The organism is Trinickia diaoshuihuensis, assembly GCF_003390925.1.
In the GTDB taxonomy this organism is placed as follows: domain Bacteria; phylum Pseudomonadota; class Gammaproteobacteria; order Burkholderiales; family Burkholderiaceae; genus Trinickia; species Trinickia diaoshuihuensis.
In genome coordinates, this window is record NZ_QUBS01000086.1 from 72,003 (window position 1) to 98,126 (window position 26,124).

9 protein-coding genes are annotated in these 26,124 nt (G+C 63.7%); 8 read left to right on the forward strand and 1 reads right to left on the reverse strand.

The window, feature by feature from the left end; translation table 11 throughout:
- Positions 1-27: 27 nt before the first annotated feature.
- The gene (locus tag DXT59_RS24240; protein ID WP_116139997.1) at positions 28-729 is read right to left on the reverse strand and encodes a LuxR C-terminal-related transcriptional regulator; all 702 of its coding nucleotides are present in this window, start codon (positions 727-729) and stop codon (positions 28-30) included.
- A gap of 422 nt (positions 730-1,151) precedes the next feature.
- On the opposite strand from DXT59_RS24240, the gene DXT59_RS24245 reads away from it, so the two are divergent.
- The 8 genes from DXT59_RS24245 to DXT59_RS24275 all read left to right on the forward strand — a co-directional run bounded on the left by DXT59_RS24245 (position 1,152) and on the right by DXT59_RS24275 (position 26,096).
- Positions 1,152-1,478, forward strand: a complete 327-nt coding sequence (locus tag DXT59_RS24245) for an antibiotic biosynthesis monooxygenase (protein ID WP_102644691.1) — start codon at positions 1,152-1,154, stop codon at positions 1,476-1,478.
- 91 nt (positions 1,479-1,569) lie between these two features.
- A complete protein-coding gene (locus tag DXT59_RS24250; protein WP_116140105.1) occupies positions 1,570-2,817 on the forward strand; it encodes an FAD-dependent monooxygenase in 1,248 nt (415 codons plus the stop codon).
- Positions 2,818-2,819: 2 nt separating this feature from the next.
- Positions 2,820-4,427, forward strand: a complete 1,608-nt coding sequence (locus DXT59_RS24255; RefSeq protein WP_116140107.1) for a flavin-containing monooxygenase — start codon at positions 2,820-2,822, stop codon at positions 4,425-4,427.
- 532 nt (positions 4,428-4,959) lie between these two features.
- The gene (locus DXT59_RS24260; protein WP_240324652.1) at positions 4,960-5,463 is read left to right on the forward strand and encodes a VOC family protein; all 504 of its coding nucleotides are present in this window, start codon (positions 4,960-4,962) and stop codon (positions 5,461-5,463) included.
- Between the two features lie 166 nt (positions 5,464-5,629).
- Positions 5,630-6,868 carry an aminotransferase-like domain-containing protein gene (locus tag DXT59_RS24265; protein ID WP_240324653.1) on the forward strand — a complete coding sequence of 413 codons (1,239 nt, stop codon included), beginning with the start codon at positions 5,630-5,632 and terminating at the stop codon, positions 6,866-6,868.
- A gap of 21 nt (positions 6,869-6,889) precedes the next feature.
- Positions 6,890-7,486, forward strand: coding sequence for an anthranilate synthase component II (locus DXT59_RS31005; protein ID WP_205417469.1), 597 nt, complete (start codon positions 6,890-6,892; stop codon positions 7,484-7,486).
- A gap of 52 nt (positions 7,487-7,538) precedes the next feature.
- Positions 7,539-9,014 (forward strand): aminodeoxychorismate synthase component I, encoded by a 1,476-nt coding sequence (gene pabB, locus DXT59_RS24270; protein WP_205417470.1) that lies wholly within the window; start codon positions 7,539-7,541, stop codon positions 9,012-9,014.
- A gap of 96 nt (positions 9,015-9,110) precedes the next feature.
- Entirely contained in the window at positions 9,111-26,096 is a 16,986-nt protein-coding gene (locus tag DXT59_RS24275) for a non-ribosomal peptide synthetase (RefSeq protein ID WP_116140003.1), read from the forward strand.
- Positions 26,097-26,124 lie beyond the last annotated feature (28 nt).

The following is a 26,124-nucleotide window of genomic DNA, read 5'->3' on the forward strand; positions in this document are numbered from 1 at the left end:
GGCCGGGCGCCGGAGCGCCGGACCGGTTCACTCGACGCCGAACAGCGTCGCGGGCGTGATATAGAAGTAGCCCTTTTCGATGGCTTTTTCGATGAGTTCGGACTTTGACGTCACGGTGAACTTGTCTTTCAAGGCGTCGATATGATGTTCGACGGTCCTGACGGAGATCGAGAGCAGATCGGCGATCCGGCGTGCCACGCCCCCGCGCAGCAGGAAAAAGAGAATCTCCGTTTCGCGCGGCGTGAGGTCGATATTGCGCTTCTCGCGGTTGATGACGAAGCTGCCGCCGGGCATCGATTTGGGCAGCCCACGAGGGGCCGCATGCTCGTCGCGCACGAGTTTGAGCATGTTGCTGTTGATATCGGTGATATCGGTACCGTGCATGAGCACGCCGCGCGCGTTCGTCTCGCAATCGACGAACGGCTTTTTCACGACGAGATAGGCTTTCACTCCGATGCCGCCCGCGTGATAGATATTGATGCTTTTAACCGTGGCGCCGCGCTCGATGACGATACGATCCTGCGCGAGATAACTATCGTCGTAGGAGCCGAAGGCGGCCGGCAAATCATGATGCCGCAACCCCAGCATCGGAACGTCCTCGTCCAATCCCATCGACTTCTTGAACGCCGCGTTGCCGTAAAGAAATATCGATCCTGCGTCTTTGCAGGCGCAAACGCCGGGTATCTGATCGATCAAGCTAGAGAAGGCGGGGCTGATCAAATCGCTCATGATGCGTTTCTCCCGAATGGTTCGAACAAGACGTCGCAGGCGACCGATTACGCGAACAGCACATTATCCTCGATCCGTTTTGATTATTCACGCCGCGTAAGTCGAAACCTACTGTAATTGGATGTGGATATAGACAGGTTTGGACGCAATGGGTTCGATTGACGCATCGCAAATCCCATTTCGGTTGGGTAGAAAGTACGGAAGCGGCGGGCGCCCTCGAAAGCTATCGTGGCAACAAGAGTGTTGCCGGGCCGAGGCATCGGCGGCGTGATGCCGCACCGCGCCGCGGCTCGCGATTCTCTTATCCCTTCTTTCAGCCCGTTGTGCCTTTTTTGGGGGTCGCGTATCGGGGCGCCTGTCATCCGGCGCCGGACCGGTATCGCTCGCCGGAAGCGGCACGTTTTTCTCTATTGGAGCCATTCATGTCGAAGAACGAAGCGGTCATCAGCGCAGGAAAAGGCGTCACGTTCGTCAACATCATCGAAGTGTCGCCCGAAAATCAAGCCAAGGTGATCGATGTCCTCAACGAAGGCGTCGAAAAGGTCATCCGCCACAAGGACGGCTTCATCTCGGCGAGCATCTTGGCGAGCAAGGACGGCACGAGCGTGATCAACATCGCGCAGTGGGAAAACCCCGACAACGTGAAGGCCGTCCGCGAAGACCCGGCCGCGCAAGAGTACGTCAAGCGCACGGCCGCGCTCGCGAAGGCGGCGCCGAATCTGTACTCGGTCGTCTCCGTGCACGCCTAACCGATTTTGCAGCGACGCGGCGGCCTCGGGCTCGGTTGAAGATTTGGGCGGGGGCCGCCCTTATACGATTCGCGACTATCGGCGCCAGATCATGACAGTCACCATAGACACCGATTATTTGATCGCAGGAGCAGGCATCGGCGGGCTCACGGCGGCGTTGGCGCTGCACGCCCACGGCGTTCATGATCTGCTGATCATCGAAGCAGCGAAGCGCATTCGCCCCCTAGGGGTGGGCATCAATATTCAACCCGCGGCCGTCGCGGAACTCTATGCACTCGGATTGAACCGTTCGATGGAGCGCTCGGGCATCAAGACCGAGCGCGTGGCGCATTTGGACGAGAAAGGCAAGCTGCTGTGGAGCGAAGCGCGCGGTTTGCCGGGCGGCAGTCCCTATCCGCAAATTTCGATTCATCGCGGCGCCCTCGAAATGTTTCTTCTGCGCGCCGTAAAGGCGCGTCTGGGCCGGCGCGCCGTGCGCACAGGCACCCGCCTCGTTTCGTTTCACGAGGACGGCGATCGCGTGGCGGCAGTCGCGATCGACCAAGAGACGGGAAACGAGGTTTGCTTCCGCGCCAAAGGGTTGATCGGCGCGGACGGCATTCACTCCGCCGTGCGAGCTCAGCTTCAAGGCGACGGCAACGCCGTCAAGCGTACCCCGATCACGATGTGGCGAGGCGTGACCGAATGCGAGCGCTTCCTCGACGGGCGCACGATGATCGTGGCCAACGACGTCTACTCGACCCGTCTCATCGCTTATCCGATTTCGAGCGATCACGAGCGCCGCGGCAGGGCGCTCGTCAATTGGGTTTGCATGGTCTCGGCCGATACGCGTTCGATCCTCGATCGCCCCGATTGGAGCGAGACCGGCAAGCTCGACGACATCCTTCCGTTTTTTTCGCACTGGGGCTTCGATTGGCTGGACATCGATGCGCTGCTCAGCGGCAGCGGCACGATTTTGCAGTATCCGATGGTCGATCGCGACCCGCTCGAGCGATGGGGGCGCGGCAAGGTCACGCTGCTCGGCGACGCGGCCCATCTGATGTATCCCGTCGGGGCCAACGGCGCTTCGCAGGCGATTCTCGACGCCTCGGCGCTCGCGTTCGAGCTCACGAGCCGAAAGGATGTCGAAACGGCCTTCACGCAGTACGAAAGCGCGCGAAGACCCGTCACGAGCAAGATCGTGCTCGAAAACCGGTTGAGGGACCGGACCGAACGCACGTTGGCGCTAAGCAATTCGAACGACGGCGAAAAGGCCGTCGTCGTCGAGGGCATGGTTAGCCGTTACAAGCAAAATGTCGAAAACCAAAAAACGCATCATTCATCCACCGAGGGACAATGATCATGAGCACGGTTCAGCAGCGCTACGATGCGATCGTCATCGGCGCGGGCTTCGCTGGCATTTACGCGTTGTACAAGCTGCATCGCGAACTGGGACTGAACGTCCGCTGTTTCGAGAAAGGCGGCAGCGTGGGCGGAACGTGGTATTGGAACCGGTATCCGGGCGCACGCACCGATACGGAGACCCGCGTATACCGGTACTCGTTCGACAAGGAAATCTACGACGGCTGGAATTGGCGCAGCCGTTTCGCGAACCAGCCCGAGGTTCTCGCCTATTTGCGCTCGATCGTGGCGCGCTATGAGCTCGATCGCTATATCACGCTCGATACGTTCGTCGAGTCGGCCCGGTACGACGAGGCCGCGAACGAATGGATCGTGACGACCTCGGAAGGGGAGTGCTTCGCCTGCACGTACCTCGTGACGGCGATCGGCGTTCTATCGAAACTGAATTTTCCGAAGATCCCAGGCCGCGAGAATTTCCGCGGGACGGTGGTGCACACGGGCAATTGGCCCGACGGGTTGACGCTCGAGGGCAAGCGTATCGGCGTGATCGGCACGGGCTCGACCGGCGTGCAGTTGATCAGCGCCGCGGCGAAGACGGCAGCTCATGTGACCGTATTTCAGCGCAACGCGCAATATTGCGTGCCGGCGGGCGAGGATTTGGTGGGCGAAGCCGAGATCGCCGAGTACCGCGAGAATTTCGAACAGATCTGGGACGGCATCCGAGGAACGCGCGTAGCGTGCGGTTTTGCCGAGAGCATCGTGCCGACCTTCAGCGTTTCCCCCGAGGAACGCGAAAAAGTCTTCGAGGAAAACTGGAAGATCGGAACGGGCTTTCGCTTTATGTTCGGCACGTTTTCCGACATCGCCAGCAGCGAGGAGGCGAACAAAGAGGCCACGCGCTTCATCGAAAGAAAGATTCGCGAGATCGTAAAGGACCCGGAGACCGCGCAAAAGCTAATCCCCGATCAGTTGTACGCCAAGCGCCCGATTTCGATCAACAACTACTATGAGGTCTACAACCAGCCGAACGTTTCGCTCGTCTCGGTGAAGAACAACGAAATCGTCGCGTTCACCGAGAACGGCGTGCGTACGGCCGACGGCAAGGAGTATGAACTCGATGTGCTGGCCTTCGCGACGGGCTTCGATACGATCGTCGGCAGTTTCAAGGACGTCGAGATCGAGGGGCTGAACGGTGTCGAGTTGAAGCAGCATTGGAAGGACGAGGCAACGAGCTTCATGGGCATCGCGACGTCGAACTTCCCGAATTTCTTCATGGTGCCGGGACCGAAGAGCGTGTTCTGCAATATTCCTCCCGGCGTGGAGGCGCAACTCGACTGGATCGGGGCGTTGATTCGCAAGGCTCGCGCGACCGAGGCGAGTGCGATTCGCGTCACGCCCGAGGCCGAGCGCGAATGGACGCAACTATGCGATACCTATGCGGCCTATACGCTATTGCCGAAGGTCGATTCGTGGATCTTCGGGGCCAATGTTCCCGGCGGGAAGCGGCAAACGCTCTTCTATTTCGGCGGCCTGAGCGGATATCGGCAAGCATGGTCCGAGCTTGCGCAGAACGACTTCAAAGGGTTCTTGTTCGACCGCGCGGGTTGATCCGGGCGCGCGTGCCGCGGCGTCGCCGGGTCGGCGGCGCGGCGACGCGCGCCGATAGCGGCATAGTCGATCGCGGGGCGCGAATGCGCCCATCCAAGATAAAGCCTCGACGCAATTAAAGAAAAGACGAAAGTCATTTGCATGCGGCGCATGCGATATGCAACTTTTTCCCGCGCAAGAACAATGACGAAAAAGATACCTTGCGCGAGACAATGTGTAAAACATCGTATAAATCCCACACCTTGATAATTTTCGTTGTACTATGCGTCCGTCCTGGGCAATGCGTGGTGCGTAAGCGGCGGCTCGTGAAACATCAGCCGTTCGAAGTTTCGCCAATCGTTATCACGCAATAGCCTAAAGCCGCGCCGTTCGCCTACAAGGCTTAAACGGTCGAAATATTCCATTCATTGGAATACATTCGAAAAACGCGGTCGTTCCGGCGCCGCTCGATATACGATTTTCGCGGGGCGCCTATCATCCTGATCGAGGAGAGCGACGGATGGCTGAATATGGGCAGATAGGTTCATGTGAAGTGAATGTTAAGGAGTCCGAATTAACGGGGCTCGATTATCGTGCCATCGACCACATCGCGCTCGCGGTGCGCGACCTGGAATCCGCGGTGCGATTGTTCACCAACGTCCTCGGTTTCACGCTGATCAGACGCCGCAGCGTCAAGGGCGCACGCACGGGCATGGTCGCGGCCGAGCTCGAAAGCGGGAACACCAAATTCGTGCTGTGCCAAGGCACCGAGCCCGAATCGCAGGTCTCTCGACTCGTTCAGGCGCATGGTCCCGGGGTGGCGCATATCGCCCTCGAAGTGGACGATGTCGCCCACGCGGTGAAAGCCCTGACCGCCCGGGGCATGTGCTTCGATACGTCAGTCATTCACGGCCCGGGCCTCACACAGGCCTTTACGGCACGAGACCCGAATACCGGCATGAGCTTCGAATTGATCAAGCGTCATGGCGAGGAAGGGTTCGTCGACAGCAATATTCAGTCATTGTTCGAGCAACTCGAACGATCCAATTCCTATTGATTGCTTTGCATACCGCGCCGCGAGGTTCGCGGACGGTATCGGCACGCCCGGCTCCCGGCTTGGGCGAAAAATGGCCATTCGCGTTGCATGCGTCGATCGCAACGGAAATAAAACGAGGAATGAGATGTTCAATGACCCAATAGCGCGGTCTTCGCGGTTGTCCGTCATGAATTTCTTAAACGAGGCGGCAAATCGATATCCGACGGCGATTTCGTTCGCCTCGGGGCGGCCCGCCGAATCGTTCTTCTCTTTGGAACGCTGGTTAGGCGCCGTTCCGGTATTTCTCGATCACATGGCAAGAAAAAATGGATCGAGTGTTTCGCTTGCCGAGAAGCGACTTGCGCAATATGGGCCCACGGCCGGGATCATTGAAGCGTTGGTCGCCGAGCAATTGCGCATCGACGAGCATATCGCATGCGAGCCGGAGCGGGTTGTCGTCACGGCCGGGTGCCAAGAGGCGCTCTCGCTGCTGATACCGGCGCTATGCCGCGCGCCGGGCGACGTCGTCCTGGCGCGCAATCCGACCTATATCGGGGCGACCGGCGTCGCCGATTTTGCCGGCATCGAGATCATGCCGGTCGAGCCGCTTGCAGGCGAGGACTGGGCCCGTACGCTCGCGCGCGTCGCGGCGGAACTGCGGCACGCCGGCAAAACGCCTCGCGGCTTGTACTTGACACCCGAGTTCGACAATCCGACGGGCACGGTATTGAACGAGGAGCAGCGGCGCTCGATTATCGCCGGATGCGTCGAACATCGTATCGTCGTGCTCGAAGACAACCCGTATGGGATGTTTCGCTTCGAGGGCGCGACGACACCCGCGATGGCGGCCCTCGACGACGCCGGCTGCGTTGTCTATCTCGCCACCTACTCGAAGACGCTGTGTCCCGCCGTGCGCGTGGGCGCCGCGGTCGTTCCGAAGCGATTGTTCGGCAGCGCGAGCGAGGCCGACCGGCTGTTGGCCGAATTGAGCGAGCGCAAAAGCTTCGTGACCGTCAACACGAGCCAGGTCACGCAAGCGATCGTAGGCGGCGTATTGCTCGAACAACAGGGTTCGCTCCGCGCGATGGTCGAGCGGCCCAGGCTGCATTACCGCCGAAATCGCGATGCGCTGTTGAGCGCGCTTCATCTCGCGTTTGGCGCACGCAATGGGGAGGTTTCGTGGAATCGGCCGGCCGGCGGCTTTTTTCTGAGTCTCTCGCTGCCGTTCGAGTTCGCCAGGGAGCAGACCGCCGCATGCGCGCGAGATCACGGCGTGATCGTGATGCCGATGACGTTTTTCACGCTGGACGAGACGCATCGGCGCGAGGTGCGGCTCGCGTTCAGCAATACCGAAGAAAGCGAGATCGAAGCGGGGGTGGAGCGGCTCGCACGCTACGTCGACGCGCAAACGAGCTTGGTGCATTGACACACCTGCGGGACCGACATCATGTGCAAAACACTGATCATCGATAACTTCGACTCGTTCACCTACAACGTCTTCCAGCTCATGGGCCAGGTGTGCGGCGTCGAGCCGACAGTCGTGCTGAACACGGCGCCGATCGAGGAGATCGGCATGGAGCGTTACGACTGCATCATCGTCTCGCCCGGGCCGGGCAACCCCGCGGTCCCGGCCGATGTCGGGATTAGCGCCCGCGTAATCCGAGAGACGCAACTGCCGTTGCTCGGGATCTGCCTCGGCCATCAATGCATGGCGCACGAGCACGGCATGGATGTCGTCCTGGCGCCCGAGCCGAGGCACGGCCGCGTGAGCGTCGTTCGACACGACGGCCACGGCCTATTTCGAGGTTTGCCGCCGCAAATCTCGGTCGTGCGCTATCACTCGCTCGTCGTGAAGGAAGTAGCCGGTCCGTTTGAATTGAGCGCCTGGGGCGAGGACGGCGTCATTCACGGGATCCGCCACCGAACGCGCCCGCTGCACGGCGTGCAATTTCATCCCGAGTCGATTTGTACCGAAGGGGGCGCGGAGTTATTTCGCAATTTCCGCGATATCGCGCTCGCCCACAAAAGCCGGCGTGCGGCCTGAAAGCGGGTGCGGACGCCGACGGCGGATATGTCTTGTGTCGAGGAGATCCACGATGAACGCTTTTGAGCTCGAGGTGATGCGGATCCCGGGCCACGCCGATGCGGCCGCGCTGTTCGAGCGCGTGTTCGGGCTAGACGCCGCGGCGTTCTTGTTCGAGAGCAGCCTAGTCGTGCCCGGCTTCTCGCGCTTTACGTTCATGGGCGACGCGCACGGCAGATACGGCGAGCGCATTACTTATGACGTGCGTACCCGCACGGCAACCGTCCATACCGGCGGTAACGCGCGCGCTCAGCGGGTCGAAAGTATTTTCGACTTTTTGGAAGCAAGGCTCGCGCGGCGCACGATCACGTGTCGGACACCACTTCCGTTCGGCTTCGATCTCGGATATGCGGGCGTATTCGGCTATGAGGTCAAGGCGGAGACGATCGGCGCCCATCCGCATCGGTCCGCCGTTGCCGACGCGGCCTTTCTGTTTGCGACGCGCATGCTCGTTATCGATCACGCCGCCGATGAAACCTATTTGCTTCATCTAGTCGATGACGATGTCTCCCGCGAGGAGGCGCGCGCGTGGTTCGAGTCGGCATGTGCGACGATCGCGGCGCTACGCGCGAAGAGCGAAGACGAGGCCGCGCCCCATGCAGCCCAGCGGCGCAAGTTGGCGCTCGAGGAGGTGCAAGCCTGGATCGCCGCGCATGCCGAGATCCGGCACCCCCGCCACACCTACGTGAACAAGATCGGCGAGGCCTTGAGGGAGATCTTGCACGGCGAAAGCTACGAAATCTGCCTCACGAACTCGATCACGTTCAAGTATCGCGAGCGGCCGTTCGCTCTGTACCGTGCGATGCGCGCGCTATCGCCGGCGCCGCACGCGGCGTATTTCAACGCGGGCGAATTCGCGCTGGTCAGCGCGTCGCCCGAGCGCTTCCTATGCGTCGATCGGCAGCGCGTGGCCGAGGCGAAGCCGATCAAGGGTACGCGTCCGCGCGGACGCACGCCCGATGAAGACGCGGCGTTCGCGCAGCAACTGAGGACGAGCGAAAAAGACCGAGCTGAAAACCTGATGATCGTCGATTTGCTCCGCAACGATCTGGGGCAAGTCTGCGAAATGGGCTCGGTCCACGTGCCGAAGCTGTTCGACGTCGAAACGTACTCGCACGTACACCAGCTCGTCTCCACCGTGCGCGGCACATTGAAGCCCGGGGTGTCCTCCGTCGGTTGCATTCGTGCGACGTTCCCGGGCGGTTCGATGACCGGCGCGCCGAAAAAGCGAACGATGGAAATCATCGATCGGCTGGAGCAGGGTCCGCGCGGCATCTATTCCGGCGCGCTTGGATGGTTCGGGACGTCGGGCGCCTGTGACTTCAGCATCGTAATCCGTTCGGTCGCGATCAGCGCCGGTACCGCGCATCTCGGGGTGGGCGGAGCGATTACGGCATTGTCCGACCCAGACGAGGAATTCGACGAGACCATGGTCAAGGCGCGCGGGATCGTCGAAGCGGTCGAGCACGTTTGGGCCGGCGGCTCCTAAGCGCCCGCGCTCGCGGCTTCCCGTTATTCCGGCCGACCCAGGTCTGCGCGGCGCACGTTGCGTCCGACGCCTAAAGCATTCGTACGAGGGACACGCATGATTCGCAGCCCATTGCTTTCAAAGACTTTTCCACTGACCACGGCGCAGCGGGAAATTTGGCTGGACCAGCTCGTTCATGGCGATGCGCCGGTCTATAAGATCGGCGGCTATACGGAAATCGAGGGGGCGGTAGACGCCGAGCAATTCGAACGGGCCGTGAATCTGCTGATCGAGAAGCACGACGCATTACGGACGGTCTTGTTGCCGTCTACCGACGACGAGGGGATGCCACTGCAAGCGATCGCGGAAGCGGTGGCGGTGACGGTTCCCGTGCACGACTTTTCGGCAAGCGGCGATCCGCTTGCCGAGGCATGCGCGTGGGCTGCGCGGCAACTGCAAGCGCCATTTCCCTTGGATGGCGCCGCGCCGCTCTACCGATTCGAACTGCTCAAGCTCAGCGATACGCATTACTTCTTCACGCTGAATTTTCATCATGTGATCGTCGACGGGTGGGCGATCGGTCTGCTCGTCGATTCGTTGTGCCGTATCTATACGGCATTGAACGAGGGCGCGGCGGCTCCGTTGGCTGCGCCGTCTTACACGGAATTCGCGGAGCGCGATCGTACGTACCGCGCATCGCCTCAATTCGAACGGCAACGCACATACTGGCTCGATAAATACCGGTCGGTGCCGGATCCGCTATTCGCTCGACGCGAGCGCGAACGCTCGGAGGGAGGCGCATCGCCGAGCGGACACCATGCGGTGAGAATGCCGCGCGCCTTTTTCGATCGCATCGTCTCATTCGCACGCGGGCACGGCTCCACGCCGTTGCACGTCATGCTCGCCGCGCTACAGATCTATTACGCGCGGACGAAGCAACGAGACGAGATTGTCGTCGGTCTGCCTGTCTTGAACCGTCCGAACGCCCGCTTGAAGGACACGGCCGGGATGTGCGTCGGCGTGAGCGCGGTACGTTTGCCGTTCGACGGTGGCGCGTCGTTCGAGGCGCTGCTGCACTCGATCGGGCGTACGCTGAAGCACGATTACCGCTATCAAGGTTTTCCGCTCAGCGAGCTGAACCGGGCCGTGGAGCTATGGAAGTCGAGGCGCGCGCAAATATTCGACCTCTCGGTTTCCTACGAGCGCGACGACTACGACTTGCGTTTCGGCGCGGGCTTGGCTCGTATTCACATGTTGTCGAGCGGCTATGAGCAACTGCCGCTGATGCTGCATATCCGCGACAATCCCCACGACGATTGTGCATGGATCCACTTCATGTACAACCTCGCCTGGTTCGACGCCGGGGAGATCGAGACGACGGCCGAGCGTTTGCTGGCATTGTTGGAGGAGGCGCTCGCCGAGCCCACACGGCCGGTGGAACGCCTTGCATTGACCACGCCGGCCGAGCGGCGCATGCTCGCGCAATGGAGCCGCGCCAAAGCGGCGTTCGCCGCGACGGAAACCATCCACGAACGCTTCGGGCGAATGGTCGAACGCATGCCCGACGCCGTGGCGCTGACGTTCGGCGACCGCTCGCTGACCTATGCCGCGCTCAACGAGCGTGCGAACCGGGTTGCCCGGCGCTTGATGACGTTGGGCGTGAATGCCGACGATCGCGTCGCGATTTGCACCGAACGCGGCATCGAGATGATCGTCGGCCTGCTCGCAATCCTGAAAGCGGGCGGCGCCTATGTGCCGCTCGATCCGGCTTATCCGCCGGAGCGGCTGGCCTGGACGCTCGAGGACTGCGCACCGGTTGCCATCCTCGTCCACGGCCCGACGCTCGAGCATGTCCGCCATGCCGCGATCGGCATACCGGTGCTCGGCCTCGATGATGCGTATGAGGGCGCAAGCCCCGGAGAGCAGGCGGGTAATCCGCAAGCGAACCACGGGAGTCCGGATCGGCTCGCTTATGTCATCTATACATCCGGTTCCACCGGACGCCCCAAGGGCGTCATGGTCGAGCATCGAAACGTGACACGTCTGTTCGACGCCACGCGGGACTGGTTTCACTTCGGCGAGCGCGACGTTTGGGCATTGTTTCACTCGTTCGCCTTCGACTTCTCGGTTTGGGAAATCTGGGGCGCGCTGTTGCACGGCGCTCGCTTGGTCATCGTCCCTTACTTGACGAGCCGTTCTCCCGCAGACTGCTACGCCCTGCTGTGCGAGCAGGGCGTGACGGTGCTCAACCAGACGCCGTCGGCCTTCCAGCAATTGATCGCCGCGCAAGGAGAAAATGCGCGCCCGCATCGTTTGCGCACGGTGATCTTCGGCGGGGAGGCGCTCGAGTTGTCGACGTTGGCGCCTTGGTTCGACCGGGCGGTCAACGCCGATACGCAGCTCGTCAATATGTACGGCATCACGGAGACGACCGTTCACGTGACGTATCGCCCGATCGATGCAAGCGACGTTCGAGCAGGTGAGCGCACCCGCGCCAACTCGGTCGGTCTCCCGATTCCGGATCTGGAAGTCCACATTCTCGACGCGGGCATGCAGCCAGTTCCAGCCGGCGTCGAGGGGGAGCTGTATGTCGGTGGCGCGGGCGTGGCGCGAGGCTATCTGAATCGTCCCGAGCTGACCGGCGCTCGCTTCGTGCGTCATCCGTTCGCCTCGACCGCCGGCGCGCGGCTCTATCGGAGCGGCGACGTCGGACGCTGGCTGCCCGACGGCAGTATCGAGTATTTGGGGCGTAACGACGACCAAGTCAAAGTGCGCGGCTTTCGCATCGAACTCGGCGAAATCGAGGCGGTGCTGTCTGAAGCCGAGGGCGTGCGCGAAGCGCACGTACTGGCGCGCGAGGAGAGCACCGGCGACAAGCGTCTCGTGGCGTATTACAGCGGCGAATACCGCGATGCGCGGACGCTGCGCGAGCACGTGCGCTCACGCTTGCCGGAACATATGGTGCCGGGCGCCTACGTGTACCTCGAGCGCTTCCCATTGACGCCGAACGGGAAGCTCGATCGCCGCGCATTGCCGGAACCGTCGGTCCAGACGTCCCGGTCGAGCGTGTACGAGGCGCCGCGCGGCGAGCCGGAGCAAACGCTCGCGCGCATATGGTCCGAGGTGTTGCGCGTCGAACGTGTCGGCCGCCAAGATCATTTCTTCGAACTCGGCGGGCATTCGCTGCTGGCCGTCAAGCTCATCGAACGGATGAGGCGGGCAGGCCTGACGGCGGACGTCAAAGTGCTGTTCAGCCAGCCGACGCTTGCCGCACTGGCTGCGGCCGTCGCGCCCGCCGTCCGCGACGAGGTACCCGATAACCGCATTCCGGATGCATGTGCTCGGATCACGCCCGAGATGCTGCCGCTCGTGACGCTCGATCAATCGGCAATCGACCGGATCGCCGTGCGAGTACCGGGCGGCTGCGCGAACATACAGGACATCTATCCGCTCGCACCGCTTCAGCAAGGCATCCTTTATCACCATCTGTCGGCGCGCGAGGGCGATCCGTATCTCATCCAAGTGTTGCTCGGCGTCGATTCGAAGGCTCGCCTCGAAGCACTCATCGCGGCACTGCGCGAAGTCGTCGCACGCCATGACGTGTTACGAACCGTCATCGTGTGGGAAGGACTCGACGAACCGGTGCAGGTCGTACTGCGCCGCGCGCACTTGCAAGCCGAGGAGGTTGCATTGGCGGGCGCCGGTCATGAGAGCGGATCCGTTCGCGAGCAATTGAAAGCCCGCTTCGATCCGCGACGGATACGGCTCGACGTCAGGCGCGCGCCGCTGATGAAGATCGCCTACACGCGAGATCCGGACAGCGATGCTTGGTACGCGGTGCTCCTGTTTCACCATTTGATCGACGATGCGACCTCGCTCAGGTTGATGCGGCGAGAGATCGCGCGGATCATGCGCGACGGCGGCGAGGGGCTCGCGCCCCAGCTTGCTTATCGCCGCTACGTGGCGCAGACGCGCAGCCGTGCCGACGACGAAGGCCATGCGGCGTTCTTCCGTGACATGTTGGCGGACGTTACCGAACCGACGCTGCCGTTCGGCATTGCCGACGTTCGCGGCGATGGGCGCGATGTGCGGGAGGCTAAGCTTGCGCTGTCGCCGGGATCGAGCGAGCGCCTGCGCGATCACGCGAGAGCGCTCGGCGTGAGCGTCGCAAGCCTTCATCACTTGGCTTGGGCGCGCGTGGTCGCCGCGCTCTCGGGACGAGACGATGTCGTGTTCGGCACGGTTCTGATGGGGCGTCTGCTCTCGGGCGGCGACGTCGAACGCGCCATGGGGATGTTTATCAATACGCTGCCGGTGCGCATCGATGCCGGACCGGTACCGGTGCGTGACGCCGCGTTGGCCGCGCATGTGCGCTTGAGCGCGCTGCTTTCCCATGAACACGCGCCGTTGGCGCTCGCGCAGCGGTGCAGCGGCGTGGCAGCGCCGGCGCCGCTCTTTGGCGCATTGCTCAATTACCGGCACGGTGAAGCCGAGACCGACGAAGCGGGCGCGGGGCTCGATTGGGAAGGCATCGACATTCTCGACTTCGTCGAGCGCACGAACTACCCGCTCACGATGTCCATCGACGATCTAGGCGATGCCTTCTCGGTGACGGTGCAGGCCGTCGACGGCATCGACGCGGCCCGCGTATGCGGCTATTTCTCGGAAACGCTGGATAGCATTTGCCGCGCGTTGGACACATCGCCGCAAACGCCGGTGCGCGAGCTATCGATATTGCCGGAGAACGAGCGCGAGACGCTGCTCGAAACGTTCAATGCGACCGCCGTCTCATACCCGCAAGGCGAGACCGTGCATGGGTTGTTCGAAGATCAGGCCAAGCGCACGCCCGATGCCATCGCCATTCGCTATGAGGCGCAAGATCTTACGTACCGCGCGCTCGACGAGCGGGCCAACGCACTCGCTCATCGCCTCGCCGAAGCGGGGGTGGGAGCCGGCGAGCGCGTGGCGATCGCCGTTGAGCGTAGCCCCGAGATGGTGGTCGGGCTGCTTGCGATTTTGAAAGCGGGCGCGGCTTACGTGCCGATGGACCCCGCCTATCCCGAGGCACGGCTGCGGTACATGCTCGAGGACAGCGCGCCCGCGGTGCTGCTGACTCACGGCAGGACGGGGAATCTTTTCGAAGACGCGAGCGTCCCCGTGGTCGATATCGGCGCCTTTGGCCGCCCCGATCTTGAACCGCCCGGGCCGGTGACGGCGCCGCCGGTCCTATCCGGCTTCGATGCATATCATCTCGCCTACATCATCTACACGTCGGGATCCACCGGCCGCCCCAAAGGGGTGATGAACGAGCATCATGCGGTCGTCAATCGGCTGCGATGGATGCAAGCGGCGCTCGACACACAAAGCAACGATGTCGTATTGCAAAAGACGCCGTTCAGCTTCGACGTTTCGGTCTGGGAGTTTTTTCTTCCCTTGATGACCGGAGCCAAGTTGGTTCTGGCCCGGGCCGAGGGTCACAAGGATCCGGCCTATCTATGCGATCTGATCGAGCGTGAACGGGTCACGACCGCGCATTTCGTGCCGTCGATGCTGCAAGCATTTCTCGAAACGGCGCAGGTCTCGCGCTGTACGAGCCTCGCCCACGTCGTCTGCAGTGGGGAGGCGCTGCCCGGTAGCTTGCTGCGGCAAACGCATGCGGCGCTGCCGCGAACCAAGGTCCATAACCTATACGGCCCGACCGAGGCGGCCGTCGATGTCACGGCGTGGGTCTCCGCAGGCTCCTCGAGCAACCCGACAAGCGTCGAACGCCCGCCGATCGGCCGCCCGATCAGCAATACGCGGATCTACATCCTCGATCCGAGCGGTCAGCCTGCGCCGCTGGGCATCGCGGGTGAAATTCATATCGGCGGCGTGCAGGTCGCGCGCGGATATTGGAATCGTTCCGATCTGACGGCCGAGAAGTTCGTGAACGATCCGTTCGCGCCGGCAGCCGGAGCGCGGATGTATCGGACAGGCGATTTGGGGCGTTGGCTGCCCGACGGCAATATCGACTATCTCGGCCGCAACGACGATCAAGTCAAGATCCGCGGCTTGCGCATCGAACTCGGCGAGATTCAAACGCGGTTGGCCGAGATCGAAGGCGTGAGAGACGCGGTCGTCGTCGCGCGCGACGAGACGGCCGGCGGCAAGCGGCTCGTCGCGTACCTGACGGGCGCGGCACCGAACTTTGAAGTCATTCGCGCCTCGCTGGCCGAACGATTGCCGGAGTACATGGTGCCGTCGGCCTACGTGCAGCTCGATGCCCTGCCGTTGACACCGAACGGCAAGCTCGACCGCAAGGCGCTTCCGGCGCCCGACCGTGCCGCTTATCGGCAAGTGCGCTATGAGCCGCCGCGCGAAGGCAACGAGCAAGTGCTGGGTGCGATTTGGGCGGCGCTGCTAGGCGTCGATCGGATCGGCCGGCATGACAACTTCTTCGAGCTGGGCGGGCATTCCTTGCTGCTGATCGCGCTGATCGAACGAATGCGGCGCGTGGGCCTGCATGCCGACGTCCGGCTGTTGTTTTCCGCGCCGACGCTGGCGGAATTGGCCGAGCGCGTCACGTCGAACGTTGCCGGCCCGGCGATTCAGCCGAACTTGATCCCGCTAGGCGCCGAGCGCATCAAGCCGGCGATGCTCACGCTCGTCGATTTGCCGCAGCCGGCGATCGATGCAATCGTCGCCAGCGTCCCGGGCGGGGCGGCGAACATCCAAGATATCTATCCGCTCGCGCCGCTGCAGGAGGGCATTCTTTACCACCATTTGTCGACGACGACCGGCGACCCGTATTTGCTTCACGGTATGTTCGCGTTCGAGCGGCGCGCCTTGCTCGACGATTTCATCGCGGCGCTCGAACGCGTCGTGGCGCGACACGATGTGTTGCGAACCGCGGTGGTATGGGAGGGACTCGAAACACCGGTGCAAGTGGTATGGCGCCACGCTTCGCTGGAGGTGGCCGAGCTGGCGCTCGCGTCGTCCGATGGCGACGTCGCGGCGGCTTTGAGGCTCCGGTTCGATCCGCGCCACACGCGTCTGGACGTTAGACGTCCTCCGCTGATGCGCTTGATTTTCGCGCAAGACAGCGTCCGCGATCGGTGGGTGGCCATGCTGCAGTTTCATCACTTGGCACTCGATCATGCGGCGTTGGCGGTCGTGCAAGAGGAGGTGCGAGTCTATTTGTCGGATCCCTCGGCGCACCTTGCGCAGCCGGTTCCTTACCGCGAATACGTTGCGCACGCGAAGCTTGGCGTCAGCCGGTCCGCCCATGAGGCGTTCTTCAGGCAGATGCTCGGCGACGTGGATGAACCCACGCTTCCCTACGGCCGCGGCGAGGTCGGCGGCGATGGCAGGACAGTGACGGAATATAGCGCGGCGGTGCCATCATCGCTCGCCGCGCGCCTGCGCACCACCGCGCGCGTGCTCGACGTCAGTACGGCCAGCTTGGTACATGCCGCTTGGGGACGCGTGTTGTCGGTCGTGAGCGGTGTCGCGCAGTCCGTCGTATTCGGGACCGTACTATTCGGACGCTTCCAGAGCGCGAGCGATGCGGGCCGCGCGGTGGGCCTGTTCATCAATACGTTGCCGCTGCGCGTCGACGCGGGAGTCGTGGAGGTTCGAGCGGCGGTCAAGTCCACGGCGGAGCGGCTTGCCGCATTGCTGGAGCATGAACACGCGTCGCTCGCGCTTGCGCAACGTTGCAGCGGCGTGGCTGCGGGGACGCCGCTGTTCGGCGCGTTATTGAACTACCGGCATAGCGATGCATCGACGGCTTCCACGGCAGCGAATACGGCGCTACCGGGGATCGCGATGATCGATGCGCACGAGCGAACGAATTATCCGCTCGTCTTGTCGGTGGACGATTGGGGCGATGCTTTGTCCCTGACGGTACAAGCCGTCGACGGCATCGATCCCGCACGTGTCGCGGGGTACGCGCTGCAAGCGCTCGAAAGTCTGTGCGACGCGCTCGAGCACGCGCCGCAAACGCCGATGCATGCATTGACGATCTTGCCGGCGCACGAGCGGCGAGAATTGCTCGTCGATTTCAACGCGACCGCCACTGACTACGAGGCGCACGAGTCGGTCCTCGCACTGTTCGAGCGGGTAGCGGCGCGTACGCCGGATGCGGTCGCAATCCGGCACGAGGAGCGGGCGTATCGTTATCGAGATCTGAACCAGTGCGCGGAGCGTCTCGCTCAGCACCTGGTCGAATGCGGCGTGGGGCCCGACGCGCGCGTGGCGATCTGTATCGAGCGCAGCCCGGCGATGGTCGTCGCGCTTCTGGCGGTCATGAAGGCGGGCGGCGCTTACGTGCCGATGGATCCCGCTTATCCCGCCGCTCGCCTACGCTATATGGTGGACGACAGCCGTCCGGTCGCCTTGCTCGTTCATGCGCCCACGGCACATCTCTTCGATTCCATGCCGGTGCCGGCGATCGACATCGGCGATGGCTTGGCACTGGAAGCGGCGGCCTCATCCGAGCCGAGCGCGCTGCCGTCGCCGGCGCCGCATGATTTAGCTTATGTAATTTATACATCGGGTTCGACGGGGCAACCGAAAGGGGTCATGGTCGAGCATCGGCAACTGCTCAATCTGGTGAACTGGCACGTCGGCAGGTTCGCCTTGAAGCCCGGTGATCAAACCACCTCGATGGCCGGGGTAGGATTCGATGCGGCCGCGTGGGAGATATGGCCGGCCTTATGCAGCGGGGCGACGCTGCTGTTGCCGCCGGCCAAGACCGCGGGCGACCCGGAGCGGCTCCTCGATTGGTGGCGGGCCCAACGGATCGACGTGAGCTTCCTGGTGACGCCATTGGCCGAGCTTGCGTATGCGACAGGCCGCGCCAATCCGTGGATTCGCACGTTGCTGATCGGCGGCGAACGGCTAAAGCGGCCGCTCGAAGGACTCGCCGCGCACCAAGCGCTCGTCAACAACTACGGTCCGACCGAGGCAGCCGTCGTCGCGACTTCGGGCCGATTGAGCGAAGGCGACTCCGGCGCGCGGATCGGCCGCCCGATCGAAAACACGCGCATCTACATCCTCGATGCGCAAGGCCAGCCGGTGCCGATGGGCGTGGCGGGCGAAATCCATATCGGAGGCGGACAAGTCGCCCGCGGCTATCTCGACCGTCCGGAACTGACCGCCGAGCGATTCCTCGCCGATCCGTTCGGCGATGGGCCCACGGCTAGGATGTATCGAACGGGCGACCTCGGCCGGTGGCTACCCACCGGAGAGATCGAATACCTCGGGCGCAACGACGAGCAAGTCAAGATCCGCGGTTTCCGTGTCGAACCGGGAGAGATCGAAGCCGTGCTGAGCCGCGTCGAAGGGGTGCGCGAAGCCGCCGTTCTCGTGCGCGAGGATGCGCCCGGCGAGCCGCGGATCGTCGCCTACTACACCGGCGAGGCGGCGCTGGCGCGAACGCTTGCCGACACCGTCTCGCGCGTGTTGCCGCGGCACATGGTGCCCGTGGCGTTCGTGCCTTTGACGGCGTTCCCGCTGACGGCCAACGGCAAGCTCGATCGCAAAGCGCTGCCTGTGCCGGAGACGAGCGTTTCGCATGGGCAAGCATTCGTCCCGCCCGAGACCGGCTTGGAGCAAACGCTGGCGGCGGTGTGGCGCGCGACGCTTGGCGTCGAGCGCGTCGGCCGGTTCGATAATTTCTTCGAACTCGGGGGACACTCGCTGCTTGCCGTTTCGTTGATCGATCGGCTGCGCCGTGCAGGATTGAAAACCGATGTCCGGACGCTATTTGCCGCGCCCACGCTGGCCGCGCTGGCCCAGGACATCGAATCGGCCCCCGGCGAGCAAGGTGAGCCGTCCGCGCCGCCGAATCTGATCCCCGCGGGCGCGCAGCGCATCGTCCCCGAGATGTTGACGCTCGTCACGCTGAGCGAACGGGAGGTCGATGCGATCGTGGCAAGCGTCCCGGGCGGGGCCGGGAACGTCCAAGACATCTATCCGTTATTGCCGCTGCAGGAGGGCGTGCTCTACCATCATCTGACGGCACGGCAAGGCGACTCGTACTTGTTACGCGCCCGTTTCACGTTCGACGACCGATCAGCGCTCGAACGCTTCGCCGCCGCACTGCAGGCCGTCGTCGATCGCCACGACGTACTGCGAACCGCGATCGCGTGGGAGGGATTGGATCAGCCGGTACAGGTCGTGCATCGGCGGGCAACGTTACCCGTGTACGAGGTATCGTTGGATGCGAGCGGCGATGCGCACGCCGAGCTCGCGCGATGCGTCGATCCGCAGCGGTATCGCCTCGATCTCAACGTGGCGCCGCCGATGCAGTTGCATATCGCGCACGACGCGCTTCGCGGCCGCTGGGCGGCGGTACTGCTGTTCCATCACATCGCCCTGGATCATGCGGGGGTGGACGTGCTGCTGAACGAAGTTCAGGCGCATCTGCTGGGGCAGGGGCACGCGCTCCCGCTGCCCACGCCGTTTCGCGAGTACGTGGCGCGTACCCGCCTCGCTAGCCGAGAGAGTGACCACGAGGCGTTTTTCAGGGAGATGCTCTCCGACGTCGATGAACCGACGTTGCCGTACGGTCTAGCTAACGTAGGCAACGGGGGCGAGGTCATCTCCCAAGCGCGGCGGCACCTCACGGCCGATCTATCGGACCGGTTACGCCAATGCTCGCGGCGGCTGGGGATCAGCGTGGCAAGCGTCTTCCACTTGGCGTGGGCTCAGGTGTTGGGGCAGTTGTCGGGCCGCGGCGACGTGGTCTTCGGCACCGTGCTGCTTGGGCGCTGGCAGGCGAACGCGGACGTCGATCGTGCGCTCGGGTTGTTTATCAACACGCTGCCGATCCGAATCGGATTGGACGCAAGCAGCGTACGCGAGGCCTTGCACCAAACACACCGGGCATTGTCCGGCCTGCTGGGCCATGAGTATGCATCGCTCGCGCTCGCTCAGCGGTGCAGCGGCGTCGCTCCGCCGATGCCGCTGTTCAGCGCGCTGCTCAATTTCCGTCATAGCGCCGCACGAGCGGCTGCATCGCGTAATGACCGCCACGCGTGGGACGGCATCGAAATCCTGGAGGGCGAGGAGCGCACCAACTATCCCTGCGCATTGAGCGTAGACGACCTCGGCGATACCTTCGAGCTGACCGCGCAGATCGCCGCGGGCCATGAGGCGAGTCGTCTATGCGGTTACGTCGAGCAAGTGCTGCGGCAATTGGCGCAGGCGCTCGACGTTCGGCCCGAAACGCCGATGCGGGATCTAACCATTCTCACGGACGGCGAGCGCGCGCAACTGCTGACCGAATGGAACGCAACCGAGTGCCCGTTCCCGCGCGACGAAGCGGTGCACGTCCTGTTCGAACGTACGGCCGCGCGCTCCCCGCGCGCACCGGCCGTCGCAGGCGACGGCACGACGCTGACCTATGCCGACCTGAATCGCCGTGCCGATCGGCTTGCCGACGTGCTGATGCGTTCGGGTATCCACCCCGGCGATCGCGTGGCGCTGCTGTTCGATCGATCGTCCGCTTTGATCGTTGCGCAGCTTGCGGTGCTCAAGTGCGGAGCGACGTACGTGCCGCTCGACCGTCATGCGCCCCCGCAGCGCCAAGCGTACATGCTGAACGATTGCGGCGCGACTTGTGTGCTCACCCAGGCGGGGTTCGAGTTGCCCGCCGAAGCCGAGGTGGAGCGCGTCGACGTGGATTCCATTCTCGCCGCGCAAGATCCGGAAGACACCGCACCGCGCGTCGAACGGGCGCAGTGGGAGTCGAACATACCGGCGTACATCATGTACACGTCCGGCTCGACGGGCCAGCCCAAAGGCGTCGTGGTCACCCATCGCGGCATCAATCGCTTGGCGGTGAACAACGGATACGCGGCATTCGATGCGGGCGACCGGATCGCCTTCACCTCGAACCCGGCATTCGACGCCAGCACGATGGAGGTATGGGGTGCGCTGCTCAACGGGGCATGCCTTGTCGTCGTACCGCACGAGACGTTGCTCTCGCCCCCAGAGTTGGCGGCGTTGCTACGCGTCCAGCGCGTCACCGTGCTCCATCTCGTCGCGGGTCTGCTGAGCGCGCACGTCGATGCGCTGGCCGCGGTATTCCCGAGTCTGCGCTATTTGTTGACAGGCGGTGACGCGGCCGACGTGCGCGCGATTCAGCGCATCTTGCGCGATAGTGCGCCCGAGCATTTGATTCATTGCTACGGCCCGACCGAGTCGACGACGTTCGCCACCACTTACGAGTTGCGCGCCGAGCACGCCGACGATCCGATCGTACCGATCGGCCGGCCGATCTCGAACACGCGGGTCTATCTGCTCGATACCGCTGGCAGGCCCGTGCCGGCCGGCGTGGCCGGGGAAATTTGCATCGGCGGCGACGGCGTGGCGCTCGGGTATTTGAATCGCGACGACTTGACGGCCGAGCGCTTCGTCCCCGATCCGTTCTCCACGGTCCCGGGTGCGCGAATGTATCGTACCGGCGACTTGGGGCGGTATAGGGCGGACGGCAATATCGAATACCTGGGGCGTAACGACACGCAGGTAAAGATCCGCGGTTTTCGCGTGGAGCCCGGCGAGGTTCAAGCGCAGTTGGCGCGGCGAGGGCTGGGCGACGCGATCGTGGTCGTGCATGCGGACGCCGCGGGCGAAAAGCGTCTCGTGGCCTATTTCGTCGGCGATACGCGCGATGTGGAGGCGCTCAAGACCGACCTAAGGGCGAGCCTGCCGGACTACATGGTGCCGGCGGCATTCGTCGCACTCGGACGGATGCCGGTGACGCCGAACGGGAAAGTCGATCGCCGCGCGCTGCCGGCTCCGCGTTTCGATGCCGATGCGGGCGCCGTCTACGAGGCGCCCGCCGACGAAGCGGAGCAGACGGTTGCGCAAGTATGGGCCGAACTGCTCGACGTGCCGCGCGTCGGCCGGCGCGACAATTTTTTCACACTCGGCGGCCATTCGCTGCTCGCGGTTCGCGCGATCGGCAGGCTGCGCCGATCCTTCGGCGACGCCGCGACTCTGCGGGCGCTGTTCGAAACCGAGGATCTCGCCGCCTTCGCCGCGCGTTTGGGCAAGCCGGAAGGCGCGGGACTGCCGCCTGCCGGGGCCGAGCGCGCCGGAGCGCTTCCGTTGTCGTTCATGCAGGAACGCCTGTGGCTGATACAGCAGCGCGATGGCGGCAGCGCCTATAACATGCACGGTGCGCTCGCCTTCGACGGGGCGTTGTCGCTCTCGGCGCTGCGCGCGGCCATCGATACGCTCATCGTGCGGCATGAGCCGCTGCGGACGCGCTTTCGCTACGATGCGCAGGCTGGCATGCCGGTGCAAATCGTGGATACCCCACAACCCGTGCATCTCGACATCGCCGACGTCGGCGAAGACGAAGTAAGCGCTGCCCTGATGCGGCACGCGGCGACGGCATTCGATCTGGAGCAAGGGCCCCTTTTCACGGTGGCGGTGCTGCGGGTCACGCCGAGCCGGCATATCGTGTCTTTGTCGATGCATCACATCGTCTCCGACGGCTGGTCGCTGAGCGTGCTCATCAACGATCTGCGCGCCTTGTATGCCGCCCATCGGAGCGGTCCGGAGACAGCCGCTCGCGTGCTGCCGCCGTTGCCGATTCAATATGCCGACTACGCCGCCGGCCAACGCCGGCGCGATCTGTATCGCGAACGCGGCTACTGGAAAGAGATGTTGCAGGGCTACGGGGAGCCGGTCGATATCGCTATCGACGGGGCCGAAGCCGGTACGCGGCATGGGACGCTGGGGCAGGTGCGTCGGCGGCTGCCGACGGCACTGGCCCGCTCCGTTGCCGATTTGAGCGGCGCGCAACGCACGGGTATATTCACACTCTTCCTCGCGACATTGGCGGTTGCGTGCAAGCGGCGCATCGGCCGCGACGATCTTTGCATCGGTACGACGAGCGCCGGACGGGACGAGCCGGAACTCGAAGCGCTCGTGGGATTCTTCGTCAATATCTTGCCGTTGCGATTGAATCTCTCCGGCGATCCGACCGGGCTCGAATTGATCGAGCAGGCGCGCGGCGTCGTACTCGGCGCGTTGGAGCATCAAGCGTTGCCGTTCGAGCATATGCTCTCGCTCGTCCCCGAACTGAGGCAGCCCGACGGCGCCTCGCCGGTGCCGATCGTTCTGCGCCATCAAAGCGTGCCGCCCGTTACGAACGAAGAATGGGACGAGGGGCTCAAACTCGAAGTACTGTCGCAGACGTTCGAGCGGACGGCGCAGTCAGCGCTAGATTTGGAGATTTTCGGTCAGCACGACGAGGTCGAAGTCGTCGCGAATTTCGATAGCGGGCGCTTTGCCGCGCGGGAAGTCGAACTGTTCGTCGAGGTTTGGCTGGACCTGCTCGAGCGGGTTGCCCACTCGCCCGCCGCCCGGCTATCGACGCTCGTCCAACTCACGCCGGCCGAGACTCGCTTTCTCGATTGCGCGCGCGGTCCGAGCCGCGCCTACGACGGAGCCGGAGTCGTCGAACTCTTCGCGCGCCAAGTCGCCCAGCGGCCGGACGCACCCGCTTGTTGGTTCGAAGGGGAGCGCGTTAGTTACGCGCAACTCGATCGCAGGGCGGATGCGATCGCGCATGCGTTGCATCAACGCGCTATCGGCCCGGGGGCGCGGGTCGCGCTACACCATCCGCGGTCGGCCGATTTTCTCGCGTCCATTTTGGCTTGCTTCAAGTTGAATTGCGCGTACGTGCCGATCGACCCCGCCTACCCACGGGCCTATACCGAGCGGATGTTGGACGACGCGCAGCCCAGCATCGTCGTCACGACCCCGGAGGTGACCGCCGCGTATGGGCACACGACGGCGCCTACGCTGTTGCTTGAACCGGAACCGTTTGCTCGCGACGTCGGGTTGACGGGGCGGGTGGGGCGCCTCGATACGCGCCCGGCGCGGCCAAGCGACATCGCTTATATCGCCTATACGTCGGGGTCGACCGGCGAGCCGAAGGGCGTCGTCGTCGAGCACCGTCAAGTGCTCAATTGCCTGCATGCGTTATGGGAGCGGACGCCTTATGAGGGCGACGAGATCGTCGGGCAAAAGACGTCGATGTCCTTCGTGCCCTCGGTCAAGGAAATGCTATCGGGTCTGCTCGCCGGAATCGCTCAGGTCATCTTGCCCGACATCGTGGTCAAGGATGCGCCGGCCTTTGCCCAAGCCATTCACGATCATCGCGTCACACGGTTGAATCTGGTGCCCTCGCATCTGGCCGTTCTGCTCGACTATGAAGACAAGCTCACGAGCCTGCGCCATGTCACGACGGCCGGCGAGCCGCTGAGCCGCCGCCTGCGCGAGCGCTTCGCGCGGTGTTTGCCTTGGGCCAGGCTGCACAATAATTACGGCTGCAGCGAGTTGAACGATATCACCTATGCGTCCGATCAGACGCCTGCCGGCCGCACATCCGTGATCGAAGCGGGCCGCCCCATCGCGAACACTCGAGTACATCTGCTCGACGATTCGCTTAGGCCCGTCGCCGTGGGTGCCGTCGGCAAGGTATTCGTCGAAGGTGCAAGCGTGGGGCCAGGCTACTGGCGCCGGCCCGAGCTGACCGCCGAGCGGTTCGTCGAGCGAGGCGACGGTACCCGGATGATGCGAACGGGCGACCTCGGCCGCTGGCTGCCGGACGGCCAATTGCTCCACCTCGGGCGAGAGGATTTCCAAATCAAGGTGCGCGGCCAGCGCGTCGAATTGCCCGCGATCGAACATGCGCTGGGCGCCCATCCCGAAGTCGCGGTGGCCGCCGCCACGGGGCGGGGCATCGATGGTGTCACCCGCCTCGTCGCCTTTTGCGTACCGCGTCCCGGTGCGCATATCGACGCCAATGCGCTGCATACTTGGCTGCTCGCACGCCTGCCGGCCCATTTGGTGCCGAGCCGGTTCGTCGAGATCGAATCGATGCCGACTTTGCCGAACGGCAAGCTGAACCGCCGCGCTTTGGCATCGATTGAAATCGGCGAAGGCGCGACACATGCCGATGCTTCCGGACAAGCGCCTCAAGGCCCCATCGAGCGCTTGATCGCGGCCCAATGGTGCGATGCGCTGGGCCTTGCGGCGGTGGGACGGCACGACAACTTCTTCGCGCTCGGCGGCGATTCGCTGATGGCGGCCAAGGTCATGACCCGGGTCGGCGAAGCGCTGGAGATGCAACTGACGGTGCGCAGCCTGTTCGAAACGCGGACCGTGCACGCGCTGGCCAATTTCGTGCAAAACGAACGTGCGAGGCGGCAGGGCGGCTCCCCGAGCGGCAACGAAGGCGCCGTGGCCGATGCGGACTTCGTCGCGTTCAATACGGCGGGTACGCAGCGCCCGTTGTTTTTGACGCATACGTTGCAGGGCTACTCGTGGTACTTCGGCCATTTGGCCGCGCACATCGATGCCGATATTCCGGTCTACGGTCTGCCGCCCACGCGCTTAGGCGCCGAGCCGCCCCGGACGATGCAAGCCATCGCGGCACGCTTCATCGGCATCATGAAAAGGATCGCGCCGGCGGGACCATATCGCATTGCGGGCTGGTCGTTCGGCGGCCTCATTGCCTACGAAATCGCGACGCAACTGATCGCGGGTGGCGACGAAGTCGAGTTCCTCGGTCTATTCGATACGACGTTGCCGGCGCCTGGCGGCGAGGTCGATCCGCATCGCGCGGCGGTGCTTACGCTGTACTCGTTCGCCGCCAACAACTTCACCGGCTTCGATCCGGACACGATCGGCTTCGAGTCCGCGTCGCGCGTCGAGGATCTGATCGAACGCCTGGTTCAAGCGATCGAAGCGCGGCGCGCGACGAGCAACCCGCTATGGCATTTGGCTTACGACAGCGCCGAGGAAAACCGCCAGTTCCTGCAACGCTTGGTGGCGCACGGACTGGCCATGAACCGTTGGCGGCCCGTGCCTATCGAGACGCATGCCACCGTGTTCGCGGCACAAGACACCTCGATCACGCCGCTGGAGGGCCATCCCGCACTGCCGGCTCACCTGGGCTGGGATGCCGTGCTCGACGCCTCGAAGATCGAGTTGGTGCCGGTACCGGGGAACCACGAGACGATCGTCAAATTCCATGCGGACCTGCTTGGCCGCGCGATCGCCCGGCGCCTGGCCGTCCGCAGCGTGATCGAATGAGCGGCGCGCGCGATGCACCGCAACCGAA